The sequence below is a fragment of the Nonomuraea sp. NPDC000554 genome (assembly GCF_040300065.1).
GTDB lineage: Bacteria > Actinomycetota > Actinomycetes > Streptosporangiales > Streptosporangiaceae > Nonomuraea.
In genome coordinates, this window is the sequence record NZ_JBEPDC010000004.1 from 361,929 (window position 1) to 376,208 (window position 14,280).

11 protein-coding genes and 1 tRNA gene are annotated in these 14,280 nt (G+C 69.0%); 3 read left to right on the top strand and 9 right to left on the bottom strand.

Annotated features, from left to right (window positions below):
- Nucleotides 1-7: 7 nt before the first annotated feature.
- The 4 genes from tmk to topA form a co-directional block, all read right to left on the bottom strand.
- On the bottom strand, nt 8-2,050 hold the full coding sequence (tmk, locus tag ABT294_RS10600; RefSeq protein WP_350804992.1) for a dTMP kinase: 2,043 nt from the start codon (nt 2,048-2,050) through the stop codon (nt 8-10).
- 127 nt (nt 2,051-2,177) lie between these two features.
- Nucleotides 2,178-2,681, bottom strand: a complete 504-nt coding sequence (locus ABT294_RS10605; protein WP_350804993.1) for a helix-turn-helix transcriptional regulator — start codon at nt 2,679-2,681, stop codon at nt 2,178-2,180.
- Nucleotides 2,682-2,738: 57 nt separating this feature from the next.
- A complete protein-coding gene (locus ABT294_RS10610) occupies nt 2,739-3,983 on the bottom strand; it encodes a metallophosphoesterase (RefSeq protein ID WP_502912005.1) in 1,245 nt (414 codons plus the stop codon).
- Between the two features lie 5 nt (nt 3,984-3,988).
- Nucleotides 3,989-6,673 carry a type I DNA topoisomerase gene (topA, locus tag ABT294_RS10615; protein WP_350804995.1) on the bottom strand — a complete coding sequence of 895 codons (2,685 nt, stop codon included), beginning with the start codon at nt 6,671-6,673 and terminating at the stop codon, nt 3,989-3,991.
- Nucleotides 6,674-6,864: 191 nt separating this feature from the next.
- On the opposite strand from topA, the gene ABT294_RS10620 reads away from it, so the two are divergent.
- The gene (locus ABT294_RS10620; protein ID WP_350804996.1) at nt 6,865-7,050 is read left to right on the top strand and encodes a DUF5703 family protein; all 186 of its coding nucleotides are present in this window, start codon (nt 6,865-6,867) and stop codon (nt 7,048-7,050) included.
- 97 nt (nt 7,051-7,147) lie between these two features.
- Here the strand turns inward: ABT294_RS10620 and ABT294_RS10625 are convergent, their stop codons facing one another.
- The 3 genes from ABT294_RS10625 to ABT294_RS10635 all read right to left on the bottom strand — a co-directional run bounded on the left by ABT294_RS10625 (nt 7,148) and on the right by ABT294_RS10635 (nt 11,079).
- Nucleotides 7,148-8,929, bottom strand: a complete 1,782-nt coding sequence (locus tag ABT294_RS10625) for a chaplin family protein (RefSeq protein ID WP_350804997.1) — start codon at nt 8,927-8,929, stop codon at nt 7,148-7,150.
- Between the two features lie 200 nt (nt 8,930-9,129).
- A complete protein-coding gene (locus tag ABT294_RS10630) occupies nt 9,130-9,663 on the bottom strand; it encodes a hypothetical protein (protein ID WP_350804998.1) in 534 nt (177 codons plus the stop codon).
- A gap of 159 nt (nt 9,664-9,822) precedes the next feature.
- Nucleotides 9,823-11,079, bottom strand: coding sequence for a M20/M25/M40 family metallo-hydrolase (locus tag ABT294_RS10635; protein ID WP_350805000.1), 1,257 nt, complete (start codon nt 11,077-11,079; stop codon nt 9,823-9,825).
- 130 nt (nt 11,080-11,209) lie between these two features.
- Between ABT294_RS10635 and ABT294_RS10640 the strand changes: the two genes are divergently transcribed.
- Nucleotides 11,210-11,295 (top strand) — tRNA-Leu (locus ABT294_RS10640).
- A 405-nt stretch (nt 11,296-11,700) separates the two neighbouring features.
- Here the strand turns inward: ABT294_RS10640 and ABT294_RS10645 are convergent.
- Together ABT294_RS10645 and ABT294_RS10650 are read right to left on the bottom strand one after the other, a co-directional pair.
- Nucleotides 11,701-12,048 (bottom strand): recombinase zinc ribbon domain-containing protein, encoded by a 348-nt coding sequence (locus ABT294_RS10645; RefSeq protein WP_350805001.1) that lies wholly within the window; start codon nt 12,046-12,048, stop codon nt 11,701-11,703.
- Nucleotides 12,049-12,187: 139 nt separating this feature from the next.
- Complete coding sequence (locus ABT294_RS10650) at nt 12,188-12,652, bottom strand: GNAT family N-acetyltransferase (protein ID WP_350805002.1); 465 nt, start codon at nt 12,650-12,652, stop codon at nt 12,188-12,190.
- A gap of 554 nt (nt 12,653-13,206) precedes the next feature.
- On the opposite strand from ABT294_RS10650, the gene ABT294_RS10655 reads away from it, so the two are divergent.
- Nucleotides 13,207-14,232, top strand: a complete 1,026-nt coding sequence (locus ABT294_RS10655; RefSeq protein ID WP_350805004.1) for a hypothetical protein — start codon at nt 13,207-13,209, stop codon at nt 14,230-14,232.
- The last annotated feature ends 48 nt before the right edge of the window (nt 14,233-14,280 follow it).

The following is a 14,280-nucleotide window of genomic DNA, read 5'->3' on the forward strand; positions in this document are numbered from 1 at the left end:
ACCAAGGCTAGTCGCGGATGGCGGGCATCGTGCCCGTGATGTCTTCGGACTCGCGCGGCACCGGGTCAGGGAGGATCTCGCGCACCCGGTCCTGGATGAGCCGGGTGATCTCCTCGGACGGCAGCGTGCCGTCGGCCACCAGGTAGCGGTCGGGGGCGGCGGCGGCCAGCTTGCGGAACTCCTTGCGTACCCGCTCGTGGAACTCCAGCGGCTCGGCCTCGATCCGGTCGGCGGCACCGCCCAGCCGGGTCAGCCCCACCTGCGGCGGCGTGTCGATGAGCACGGTGAGGTGCGGCACCAGCCCGCCGGTGGCCCAGGCGTTCATCTTGGAGACGTCGGCGGGGTCGAGCGACCGCCCGGCCCCCTGGTAGGCCAGGGACGAGTCGACGTAACGGTCGGTGACCACGATCGCGCCCCGGTACAGCGCCGGGCGGATGACCTTCTCCACGTGCTCGGCGCGGTCGGCGGCGTACAGCAGCGCCTCGGAGCGGGGCGACAGGCCGCGCTCGGCGGCGTCGAGGAGGATCGCGCGCAGCCGCATGCCGACCTTGGTCGAGCCGGGCTCGCGGGTCTGGACGACGTCGTACCCCTGGTCGCGCAGCCAGATGGCGAGCAGCCGCGACTGGGTGGTCTTGCCCGACCCCTCGCCGCCCTCGAACGCGACGAACAGCCCCGGCACCTGCTCGGCCCCCTCGGGCTCGTACTGCTCGCCGCGCACCGCAGCGATCAGGTCGGCGGAGAGCGGGACGCCCTTCCTGTCGTCCATGTGGCGCAGCGCCAGGAGGCCGACGACCGTCGCGAGCGCGCCGCCGATGAGCAGCACCAGGTTGGAGCCGTCGAACTGGTAGGTGATGTCGCCCAGCCCGATCACGTGCGCGCCGAACAGCGCGGCGAGCGGGTTGGCGACGGCGACCACGAGCAGCAGGGTCACCCGGGCGGTGGACTGCAGGAACGAGAAGGTGCGGCCGCGCAGGGAGTCTTCGACCTCCAGCCCGATCAGCGTGTAGCCGATGATCCACGCGATGCCCGCGCACGCGCCGAGCAGCACGGTCAGCATGACCACGATCACCAGGTTGTGCACCAGCGCGATCGCGGCCAGCACCATCCCTGCCACGATGATCGCCAGCCCGAACAGCCGTCGCCGCGACAGCCCGCTCAGCAGCCTGAGCCCGAAGAACATGCCCAGCGCCATGCCGACGAAGACCGCGCCGAACACGACGCCGTAGGCCGCGTCGCCGCCGCCGAGCGCTTCCACGTAGATCTTCGCCACGCCCACCACGGCGCCGCCCGCGGCGAACGCGCCGAGCATGCCGATGATGAGGCCGCGCACCAGGCGGTTGCCGCCCACGAACCGCCAGCCGTCGACGATCTGCTTGAGCACGGACGGCGTGGAGATCGCGCCGTCGCGCTTGGGGATGCCGCGGAGCGTGAAGATCAGGATCGCCGACGCGAGGTACGCGCACGCGTTGACGAACAGCGGCAGCGCCGTGGCGTCCATGCCGGACAGCGGCGGCACGAGCCGCTTGACCAGGTCGGCCATCACGGACAGCGCCGCGAACAGCATGGCCGCGACCGGCGCGCTGCCGTACGTGACCAGCAGGTTGAGCCGGTTGGCCGCTTCGAGCTGCTCCTTGGGCACCAGGTTCGGCACCGTGGCTTCCTTGGCCGGAACCCAGAACAGGTTCACGCACTCGACCAGGACGGTCGCCACGATCACCCACTGGTAGCTGCCGACCAGCGGGATCGACAGCACCACGGCGAACCGGGCGAGATCGGAGCAGAACATGGTCAGCCGCCGGTCGAACCGGTCGGCGAACGCGCCCGCGAGCGGCCCGAGCAGCACCGCGGGCAGCATCTTGGCGATGAACACACCGCCGATCGCCAGCGACTGCGTACGGTAGTCGCCCGCGTTCAGGTTCCCCGCGAGGGCGGTCAGCGCGAGGATGTTGAGCCAGTCGCCCAGGCTGCACACCGACATGGCCGTCCAGAGCCGGCGGAACGGTGCGTTTGCCAGCACATGAGTCGAACGGCGTCGGCCTAGGACGGTCATGATGTCAGCGTATCCAGGTGCTCGCTGGGAGTGGGAAGACAAGCGAAGCTGAGGGTATTACGTCGGCACGCCCATGCGTAGGGCCCATGCGATGAATAGGCCCCCCAAAAACACATTCCTCCTGCCTTCAGCACGCCCTCGCCTCCTGCACCAGCGACAGCCAGGCGGCCCGGACGGCGGGAGGCAGCGCCAGCTCGGGCCAGAGCTCGACCAGCAGCACGCCGTCGACGTGATCGAGGATCTCTTGTGGCGTGCCCTCCCGGAGCAGGGCGGTGTAGGCGTCGCGCCGGGCAGCCCGGTCGGCCAGGTCGTAGACCCTGTCGCGGAAGCGCATCGTGGCCAGGGCCTTGTCAACCCCCAGCCGGGGCAACCGGTTGGGGACGAAGACCGTGCCGACCCGGGCGAACTCCACCTTCGGCTCCAGCACCAGGCGGAACCCGGCCGCGTCGAGGATACGCCCGGCCGTCTCAAGCGTGGGCGACTTCCTGCCGTGCTCGTACGCCGACAGCGTGGTACGTGACGTGCCACTGACGCTGGCCAGCACCGACTGCTTCATGCTCGCCGCATGCCGTGCCTGCTTCAGCAGCAGCCCGCCCCGCTCGGCCCACCGAACGTCGGGTAGAGAGACCATGACACCTCCAGGTATCCCAAAGGATACTACAGAGAGGAAACACCAGCGCACGGAACGTCAGGAACGCAGCTCCACCAGCGTGATCTCGGGAGGCGCGCCCACCCGCACCGGAGGCCCCCAGAACCCGGCCCCTCGCGTGACGTACACCTGCACCCCGTCGACGGTGGCGAGCCCCGACACCACGGGCTGCTGCAACGGCACGATCAGGTTGAACGGCGCGATCTGCCCGCCGTGCGTGTGGCCCGACAGCTGGAGGTCCACGCCGTAGCGCGCGGCCTGTTCGACCTGCACCGGCTGGTGGGCCAGCAGGACCGTGGAGCGCGAGGTGTCGCGCCCGCCGAGCGCCTTCTCGAAGTCCGGCGGCTCGTTCATGGCGGCCCCGCCCAGGTCGTTCACGCCCGCCAGGTCGAGCACCGCGCCCTGGTGACGGATCTCCACCCGCTCGTTCCGCAGCGACCGCACCCCGAGCCCGTCGAGCTCCTCCACCCACTCCCCCGGCCCGTTCGCCGTGTAGTACTCGTGGTTCCCTGTCACGAAGTACGCGCCGTACCGCGACTCCAGGCTCCGCAGCGGCCTGGCCAGCGCGCCGAGTTCGGCGACGCTCCCGTCGACGAGGTCGCCGACGATCGTCACCACGTCCGGGCGCAGCTGGTTGATCATCCGGACGATCCGCTCGGTGTGCCCGATACCGGTGATCGGCCCCAGATGGACGTCGCTGACCACGGCGAACCGCAGCCCGCTGAGCCGGGAGTCCAGCTTGGGCAGCGTGATCCGCACCGGCTCGATCACGGGGTCGCCCAGCGCCGTGCGCACGCCGTACCCGACCGTGGACAGCGCGCCCACGCCCGCGACAGCGGCGGTGGCACGCCCGAGGAACAGCCGCCGACTCACCGTGGACGGCGGAACCGGCTCGACCGGAGCCTCGGCGGCCGGGGCGGGCGGCCCGCCCGCCGGAACCGCCACGGCCTGCGGCTCCACGACGGCCTGCGGGCGCGGCGGCCTGCGCAGCACCAGCCACGCGACCGCCCGCGGCACCTCCAGCACCAGCAGGAACACCACCAGGTAGAACATGATCGCCACCCAGAGGTACCCCGGCCAGGCCAGCCACCGCGCCATCTCCAGGCGCTGCCCTGCGAACGTCGCGACGACGAGCAGGACCAGGCCGACGAGCCCCCAGGTCAGCGCCGTGCGCAGGCGCCCTGGCCGGGTGGTGGACCGCACCAGCCGCTGCCACAGGTACAGGTGTACCGCGAAGACCAAGACGAAGACCACGACCGCGAAGACCCAGACCACGCGGACCATGCTACTTACGACTTGGCCGGTGCCTTCTTCGCAGGCGTCTTCTTCGCAGGAGCCTTCCTGGTGGTGGTCTTCTTCGGCGCGGGAGCCCGTTCGCGCCGCTCGGCCAGCAGCTCGGCCGCCCGCTCGATCGTGATGTCCTCGACGGTGTCACCCTTGCGCAGCGACGCGTTCGTCTCCCCGTCGGTGACATAAGGGCCGAAACGCCCCTCCTTCACCACGACAGGCTTCTTGGAGTTGGGGTCCTCGCCCAGCTCACGCAGCGGCGCGGCGGCCGCGGCCCGGCCCCTGCCACGCTGCTTGGGCTGCGCGAACAGCTCCTTGGCCTGCTCGATGGAGACGGTGAACAGGTCGTCCTCCGAGGTCAGCGACCGCGAGTCGGTGCCCTTCTTCAGGTACGGCCCGAACTTCCCGTTGTGCGCCACGACCTGCTCGCCCTCGAGTTCGCCGACCAGCCGCGGGATCGACAGCAGCCTGAGCGCGTCGTCCAGCGTCACGGTGTCGAGCGACATCGACTTGAACAGCGAGCTCGTCCGCGGCTTGGGGGCGTCGGCCTTGCGGGTCCGCTTCTTCGGGGTCTCCTCCTCCTGCGTGGGCAGGATCTCGGTGACGTACGGCCCGAACCGCCCGTCCTTCGCCACGATCACGTGCCCGGTCTCCGGGTCGCGCCCCAGCTCGCGATCGCCCGTCGGGCGCGCGAACAGCTCCTCGGCCTTGTCGGCGGTCAGCTCGTCGGGCGTCATGTCCTCCGGGACGTTCACCCGCGCGCCATCCCTGTCGAGGTACGGACCGTACCGCCCGACCCGGATGACGATGTCCGTGCCCTTGATCGGGAACGAGCTGATCTCCTTGGCGTCGATGTCGCCGAGGTCGGTGACCATCTCCTTCAGGCCCTCGTCGCCGTCGCCGCCGTAGTAGAAGCGCTGCAGCTCGGGAACCCGCTCGGCCCGGTCGTTGGCGATGTCGTCGAGGACCTTCTCCATCTCGGCCGTGAAGTCGTAGTCGACCAGGTTGCCGAAATGCTGCTCCAGCAGGTTCACCACGGCGAACGCCAGGAACGACGGCACCAGCGCCGTGCCCTTCTTGAAGACGTACCCGCGGTCGAGGATCGTCCCGATGATCGACGCGTACGTGGAAGGACGCCCGATCTCGCGGTCCTCCAGCTCCTTGACCAGCGACGCCTCGGTGTAACGGGCGGGCGGCTTGGTCGAGTGCGCGGCCACGTCCAGCCGCGACAGGGCCAGCGCGTCGCCCTCGGCCAGGTTCGGCAGCCGCTTCTCGGAGTCGTCGCGGTCGGTGGACGGGTCGTCGGCCCCCTCGACGTACGCCTTGAGGAACCCGTAGAACGTGATCGTCCGGCCGGAGGCGCTGAACTCGACGTCCTCACCCGCGGACGACCTGCCGGCCACCTTCACCGAGATCGACTCGCCGACCGCGTCCTTCATCTGGGACGAGACCGTGCGCTGCCAGATCAGCTCGTACAGCCGGAACATGTCGCCGGACAGCCCGGTCTCGCCAGGAGTGCGGAACTCCTCCCCGGACGGCCGGATCGCCTCGTGCGCCTCCTGGGCGCTCTTGACCTTGCTGCTGTAGACGCGCGGCTTGTCGGGCACGTAGGCGGAGCCGTACAGCTTGATCGCCTGCGAGCGCGCGGCGGCCACCGCGGTCTCCGACAGCGTGATGCTGTCGGTACGCATGTAGGTGATGAAACCGTTCTCGTAGAGGCGCTGCGCCACCTGCATCGTGTACTTCGCGGAGAAGCCCAGCTTGCGGCTGGCCTCCTGCTGCAAGGTGGTCGTCCGGAACGGCGCGTACGGCTTGCGCGTGTACGGCTTGCGCTCGACGGACTTGACCGCGAACGACGCGCCCTCCAGCCTGCCCGCCAGCTCGCCCGCGGCGGCCTCCGACAGGTGGAGCACGTCGCTCGTCTTGAGCTGGCCGGTGCTGGCGAAGTCGCGGCCCTGCGCGACCCGCTTGCCGGCGACCGAGGTCAGCGTCGCGGTGAAGTCACGCGGGCGCTCCTCGGGCTTGTTGGTGTCGAAGAGCGCCTGAAGGTCCCAGTAGTGGGCGGACGTGAACGCCAGGCGCTCCCGCTCGCGCTCCACGACCAGCCTGGTCGCCACCGACTGCACGCGCCCCGCCGACAGCCGCGGCTTGACCTTCTTCCACAGGACCGGGCTGACCTCGTAGCCGTAGAGCCGGTCGAGGATGCGCCGGGTCTCCTGGGCGTCGACCAGGCGCAGGTTCAGGTCACGCGGATTGGACACGGCGTCGCGGATCGCCTGCGGAGTGATCTCGTGGAACACCATCCGGTGGACGGGCACCTTCGGCTTGAGCACCTCGCGCAGGTGCCACGCGATGGCCTCGCCCTCGCGGTCCTCGTCAGTGGCCAGGTAGAGCTCGTCGGCGTCCTTGAGCAGCTGCTTCAGCTTGCTGACCTGCGACCTCTTGTCGGGGTTGACGACGTACAGCGGCTCGAACTCGTGCTCGACGTTCACCCCGAGGCGCGCCCACGCCTCCCCCTTGAACTTCTCGGGGATGTCGTCGGCCTTCTCCGGCAGGTCACGGATGTGGCCGATGCTCGATTCGACGATGTAGCCGCTGCCGAGGTACCCGGCGATCGTCTTCGCCTTGGCGGGCGACTCGACGATGACCAGGCGTGTTCCGCCGGCGCTGCCGTTCTTGGCTGGCACGCTGCTTCCTACCTCGCTGTTCGCTTGCTATTCCCCCTGCCGGGAGCCGGCACCGATCTGAAAGGTAACCCGACTCGCGCAAATTTCCTTCCCCCGGGGCTACCCACTGCCTTTCGGGTCCACCCACAAGCACGCAGAATAAGCCCCAACGAGCGGCATGGCGCCCTGACTCACCCTGGAGACTAATCGTTGTGCACGACTACTCCTACATGGATATCTTCATTCCGCGCGACACGACGCGTGAAGCAGCACGTCAACTGCTGACCGAACACGCAGAGTACGGCCAGTGGGAGCTTTCACGCGTGCGGCTGCACCCCGACGGCAGCCGGTACGTACGGCTGCGCCGCAAGATCATACGGGTGCGCAGCACGCTCTGACCCCTGGCATGGCTTTGCCCGCCCCGGGCCGCGCCCCCGGAACGGGCAAAGCGTCTGGCGCAGGCGGCTCACAGGCTGTGAGCGCCCGCAGTCCTGGTTACTTCCGGCCGAGCCGGAACCGGCGGGTGGTGGCGAACAGCGTCGCAGATGCGGCGAGCATGCCGCCGATCACCAGCGCGAACAGGGAGCTCGAGTTCATGCCGGTCACGCCAGCGGGCTGAGCGGCGCTCATCAGGCCCAGGTCGCCGACGGGCAGCCCACCGGCGGCGGACGTCACCGCCCCGCCCACGGGGGTGGACTTGACCAGCGAGGTCGCCGGGGCGAGGGCCGACGCCGGGACGTTGCCGCCCGCGACGTTGGTGACCGGAGCCTTCCCGTGCTTGGCAGGCTTGACAGGAGCGGCGGGCTGGCCGGGCAGGCCGGGGAGCCCTGGCAGTTCGGGCAGGCCGAAAGAGTCCTGGACGTCGCCGACGACGGGCAGGGCGGGCAGCCCCGAGCCGCCCTTCAGCTGGGCGACGTCGCCGGGCAGCCCCGGGACGGCGGGCAGCAGCCCGCTGGTCTTGGACGCGGCGACCTTGCCGCTCTCACGCATCCACTGCGTGTAGCCGTCGTGACCGCCGTGGCCCGGCTTGCCGACGTGGGCGCCGCCGAGGCATCCGGCAGCGGCGTCGCCCAGGACGGCCACCGCGTTGCCGCAGACGTTGATCGGCGCGGTGATCGGCGCCACCACCTGGTTGCCGCCGAGCACGCTGTGGTCGCCGGACGTGCGGTTGCCACCCGCGCCCCGGCCGCCGTCGTGCACGGACGCGCCGCCCCGGCACCCGGAGAAGGCCTTGCCGAGCAGCGCGACGGAGTTGCCGCAGACGTTGATCGGCGCGGTGATCGGCGCGACCACCTGGTTGCCCGCGAGCACCCCGGACCTGCCGGACGTGCGGTTGCCGCCCGCGCCCGGCCCTCCGGCGCCGCGCTCGACGCTCACGCCGCCCTGGCACCCGGCCTGCCCGTTGCCGACCGCGTTGCCGCAGGCCGTGATCGGCAGGCTGATCGGGGCGATGACCTGGTTGCCGCTGCCCGCGCCGAAGCGTCCGTCGGTGTCGTTGCCCGTCGAGCGGCCCCACCCGTGGCCGCCCTGGTAGCCGTGCGGCGGCCTGCCGCCGTTGTGCACGGACGAGCCGCCCCGGCAGCCCGAGAACGCCTCGCCGAGCACCGCGACGGAGTTGCCGCAGATGTTGATCGGGGCGCTGATGGGCGCGATGACCTGGTTGCCGCCGAGGACCGAGTTGCGGCCGGACGTGCGGTTGCCGCCGGAGCCGACCCCGGAGTTCTTGACCTCGGCGCCGCCCTTGCAGCCCGCGGTGGCCTCACCGAAGATCGCCACGGCGTTGCCGCAGGCGTTGATCGGCGCGGTGATCGGCGCGATGACCTGGTTGCCGCCCAGCACGCTGTGGTCGCCGGACGTGCGGTTGCCACCCGCGCCGCCCTTGCCCGAGTTGTGGACCGCGGCGCCGCCCTTGCAGCCCGCGTCGGAGCTGCCGAAGAGGGAGACCGCGTTGCCGCAGGCGTTGATCGGCGCGCTGATCGGGGCGTTGACCTGGTTGCCGCCGAGCACGCTGTGGTCGCCGGACGTCCTGTTGGGGATGCCGCCCCTGCCGGTGTTCGTGACGCTCGCGCCCCCCTGGGAGGAGGCGCGGGACTCGCCGGCGACACCGACGGCGTTGCCGCTGATGTCGATCGGCAGGGAGATGGGCAGGTTGATCTGGTTGCCGCCGCCGACAGAGGAGTCACCGGAGGTGTCGGCCATGGCGGTGCCACCGCCGAAAGACATGGCCGCCACGGCCAGCAGGGCCACCGGGGCAGAAGCCTTCGCCCACGTACGCATAATGAACGCTCCTTGATGTTCTTGGGGGGATTACCTGACGGTTCACGACCAGCCCGAGGACATGCGGGGGCGCAGGACGCGCCGCGCACAGCGGAGACCACGGGGTCGCGAATCGGTGACTGATGTGTCACCCGCTGGCGGAGGGGATATGGCCACGCTCCACCGTCGGCTGATGAACAGCCGGAATGTCCTGGCGGGGATCAGTCAGGTGAGAAAGAAGGGTCGTCAGCCGCTGTGCGGACGACGGGGGGAAGCACGCACGCCAGAGGGGCGGGCGCGGCAGCGAGACGCGGATTGACGAAGGACCTCGCAATGTCCCCCATACCCGGCCCGAAGGGGCCGCTGCCACCGCCGTTGGGCGCCAAACCGTTGGCGCCCAGCATCTTGCTCGCGGTGGAAGGTTGTGGCAGGCCGGGGTCGGACTGGCTGGTCAGCCCGTCGACCGTCAGCCCCGCCATCGCCTCGGCGTTGTCGGACGCCGAGACCTTGCCGCCTGCCGTGGGGAAATCGCCCGTGATGGGCCCGGCGACGGCATGGGGCGTTTCTGCCGCCACGGTGGACTCCGCGGCGGCCGGAGAGGAGGAGATCATCCCGAAGAGAACGGCGAGCAACCACCCGGCGGCCACCACGGCCCCAAGCGCGGCCGCTCGGGCGAGCGCCTGGCGGGCACCGGCCGCGAACCGCGCCATCCGGCGTGGCCGTTCGATGATCGTGTGCTCTGTCGAGTCGGTCACGGGCACGCACCACGCGGCGAGGGACGCGTCCCTCTGTCGCCGCGCCGACCGTGCCACGTGACCTCCTCCAGAACCGGCCTCAGAGTGTGAGGCCGGTCTGTGGACCACCCCTCAACGGTCCGTAACCGTAGCAGCACTCAAGGTGGTCGCAAGGGCTTTTCAGCAGAGATCCAGGAATCGGTCAAGCACCCGTACCCCAAACTGGAGCGAATCGACCGGGACGCGCTCGTCCACCCCATGGAACATCCCCGAGAAGTCCAGCTCGGCGGGCAGCTTGAGCGGCGCGAAGCCGTAGCCCTTGATCCCCAGCCTGCTGAACGCCTTCAGGTCCGTGCCGCCCGACATCGTGTACGGCACCGCCCGCCCGTCGGGGTCCTCCGCCTGCAGCGCCTCGGTCATGGCCCGCACCAGCGGCCCCTCGAAGCCGAACTCCAGCGCCACCTGGTGCTGCACGAACTCCCTGGTGACGTTCGGCCCGAGCAGTTCGTCGACCGTGGCGAAGAACTCGTCCTCGAAGCCCGGCAGGAACCGCCCGTCGATCACCGCCGACGCGGTCTGCGGGATGACGTTCGACTTGTAGCCCGCGTCCAGCATGGTGGGGTTGACGGTGTTGCGCAGGGCGGCGCCGATCATCCGTGACAGCGGGCCCAGCCCTGACACCGCCTCCTCGCCGCCCACCTCCTCCAGGAACGTCCGCATGGTGGGTGTCAGCCGCACCGGCCACTCGTAGCGCCCCAGCCGCCCGACGGCCTCGGCCAGCTCGGTCACGGCGTTGTCCGAGTTGAGCATCGACCCGTGCCCGGCGCGGCCCGTGGCGGTCAGCCGCATCCACGCCATGCCCTTCTCCGCCGCCTCGATCAGGTACAGCCTTCGGTCCTCGCCCACCGACACGCTGAACCCGCCGACCTCCCCGATCGCCTCGGTGACGCCCTCGAACAGCCCCGGGTGCTCGTCCACCAGGAAGTTCGCCCCGTACACCCCGCCGGCTTCCTCGTCGGCGGTGAACATCAGGACGACGTCCCTGCTCGGACGGCGGCCCTCCCGCAGCCTCTGGCGGACGACGGCCAGGATCATCGCGTCCATGTCCTTCATGTCGACCGCGCCGCGCCCCCACACGCACCCCTCGGAGACCTCGCCCTCCAGCGGGTGGTGCTTCCAGTCGGAGGCGTCGAACGGGACCACGTCGAGGTGCCCGTGCAGCAGCAGCGCGTCACGTCCCGGGTCGGCGCCCTCGATCCGGGCGATCACGTTCGCCCGGCGGTCGTCACTCTCGAGGATCGTCGTCTCCAGCCCGACCTCGGCCAGCTTCTCCGCCACGTACTCGGCCGCCGCCCTCTCACCCGGGCCCGCGTTGTCGCCCGCGTTGGTCGAATCGATGCGGATCAGATCGCGGCACAGCTCGACAACCTCGTCCATGACGGCTCCTTAGCTCGGGTACGGCCTGGCCTTCATCCTCCCCTCCCGGATTACAGGTATGACGCACCCCTCAGAGTTTGCTAACCTTACGGAGCCGACGCGGGATGACGGTCCAGCGTGCAGGCACCAAGTCCGGGTGGCGGAATAGGCAGACGCGCTAGCTTGAGGTGCTAGTGCCCAGTGATGGGCATGGGGGTTCAAGTCCCCCCTCGGACACATTCGATTCGCCCATAGGGTCCTGGTCAGACGTAGAGCTGACCAGGACTTTTCGTTTGTTGGGGTGGTATAGGTCAGCCGAACACCGAGTTTGGCGTACAACCGGGCCTTCCTGACCGGCTCAGCCTGTCTCAGAAGCCGCACAGCGTCACCCACGGTGTGTATCACTTCCGCCAGGTCGTCTCGGCTGAGCTGCCGCCTACGGGTCGGCTCGCGGCGAAGCCGCGCTTCGGCTTGGACCTTCTTGGCTTGTTCCTCCCGGAGCCAGCCGACGACGACGCTAGGGTCGGCCCCCCGCCTCCAAGGCGGCGCGATGCTGGGCGAGCTTCCGATCGCATTCGGCCAGTTGGCGCCGCATCTGGGCAAGGCTCTCGTGTTCGAAGGGCTCGATCTTCTGAGCTTCGACTAGGAGATCGAGCGTCTCATCGATCCGGTGAGGGGCGAACAAGCGGCCGAGTCATCGATCGAGCTTCGGGACGATCGCGTCCTCTCGGACGTAGGCGTTGCGAGGATGCCTGATCCGATTCGCCAGGGCGTACTCCTCAGGAAGCCGCACCGGTAGTACGGCGCTCCGTTGGTCCAATTGCCCTGCATTCGCCGCTCGCATGCCCCGCAGAAGAGCACCCCTCGGAGGATGTATGGGTGCCTAGCGGCCTTGAGGCGGCGGCCAGTCTTGCCGCCCGCCTCGCTCGGCGAGCAACTCCTGCACGGCGTCAAAGTCTTCGGCGGCCACGATGGGCGGGTGAACGACATCGTCAGACCACGCCCAATCCTCTCGTGAGTTCCAGCTGAGCTTGGTGGTGTGGCCGAGCCCCACGTCGTCGTGCTGGCAAATGTCTGACCTGCAAGATGTCAGGTAGTTCCGAACGACGGTCGCCGTATCTGTCCGGAATTATTCTGTACTTTCGGTGCTCCGAGAAGTGCAGAGGTAGAAGACCTCAGGATCACCTTTATCGAGGCCGTGCACCATCCCTACCGACCGCCAGCCAACCCGATGGAGCAGCCGCTGCATGGGATGGTTGGACAGGTTCGTCGAGGTGAACAGCTTCGCGGTCTGGCATGAGGCTGCTGCAGCGCGCAGAAGCCTCTCGCCAACGCCATGACCCCGGGCGGACTCAGCCACCATAAGCATCGTCACGAAGCCTTGCTCGAAGAAGGTGTACTCAACGACGCAGTAGCCGACCAGCCCGGCCGGAGTGTCGGCTACAAGGACGGACCCGTCGCGACACCAACGTTCGATGCTGCCGCGCCGCTCGCCACCATCGGATCTCGCGACCGAATCAAGGATCACGAGGGCCTCTACGTCGACCGCTCCGCCGGCTCGAACAGACAGTGTGCGGAAGTTGTCGGTGTTCATGGGCGCAATCTTCCTCTCCTGACAAGATCCCTCCTGGTGCAGGGATACCTCGGACGTTGCGTCGCCGGTGGCAAGGTATGTCCGGACGATGCAAGGTTCACCCGGACAGGACAGCAGGACCGTTGGCGACGGGGCGCAGCCCCAGACGTATCGCCGATACCTTCGTCTATTCCTTAACTTGATCTTGTAAGATATTCTGACATATGGCTTAAATATGTGGTAGCGGGCCGTCCGACAGTGAATCATGTCGGTTGGAGCTTTCTGTCCTTTCCAGTCGAATGTGTCGGCGTTCGGGTCTTCCTGCGGGCGCGGGGGTCGGTGCTCGAGGTTTGTTGTCGGAACCTCCCCGCGCGTTGAACGCGGAGTCTTTATCGGTGGAAACGCGGACACAATGTCAATGGCTCGTGCGGACTTGATGTCAGTCGTACGGCCGGGGTCGGGCACTGGGTTGGAGGGTGTGGGCGGGGAGGGGATCGTCGTTGCGGGCAGAAATTGTCTGATCTTGGTGGCAGGGTGTGGGGGCAGTGCTCCCGTCAGGAAGGAAACGCCCCGGGATGGATGCGAACGACAAGCCGCGGACCCTGTACCCGCTGAAGGATCTAGAGCTTCCCGCGCTGCTTCCCTTGGATCCGGTCGAGCCGGTGCCAGCGGAGGTCGGGCCAGGGTTGGAGGCGTACCGGAACGGAGACCTGGACGACGCGATGAACGCATTGCGGGAGATTGCCGGGAAGGGTCGCACAGCCGTGGCCGGGCACGCGGCGGCGGCGCTGGCGGGGATCGAACTCGGCGCGGGCCTGCACTGCTGGGAGTCGTTGGAGCAGGTGGCAGCGGGCGAGGACCCGTGGCTGGGGCCGCTGGCCGGGGTGCTGATCGCGGAGCTGGAGCCGAAGGAGGACGGGCACTCGCTGCTACGCGGGGTCACCGCGCAGCTCACCGGGGACGCGGGGGCAGCACGGGCGCTGTACGCAGAGGCGGACGAGGAACTCGCCACCGTCCTGACCGGCAATTTGCTGATCGTCAGCGGCGATCTGGTGGCGGCGGAGGAGTCGCTGACGCGGGCGCTGAGGTCGGACAACGACATGATCGCCGCGTATGCCGGGCACCTGCTGGGCCACATCTTCATCGCGCGAAACGAACTGGAGGAGGCCGGGAACATGCTGAGCGACGCATTCTGGCGGTCCCACCCGCGCGGAACGGGCCCCGAGGGGCTGGTGCCCTGGGTCGGCGTCCGGATCGGTGAACTGCTGGCCGGCACGTTCATGCTCGACGTGGTCGAAACCCTGATGGAGGAAAGCCGCATGAGCGAGCTGTACTTCACGCGGGACTTCTTCGAGAACGCGGCGTTCTTCACCAAGTACAGCGAGCCGTCGCTCACCAAGATCGGGTTGCACCTGTTCCCGGGCGACTTTGACATCGTTCAGGGCGCGCTGGAGCGGCTACGCGTGTGGGGCGACGAGCGTTACGAGAGGGGCCGGGCGCTGACTGTTCTGCTGGGCAAGCGGCTGCTCGAAGAGACGAACTCCTGGTCTGACCGCTACCGGCCCTTGCGAGAGTTTGTGGCGGACGTCGGCGGCGTCTGAGGCTGAGGCCGTTCGGGGAGAGGGCCGAACCGGCGTGTACGACAGGAG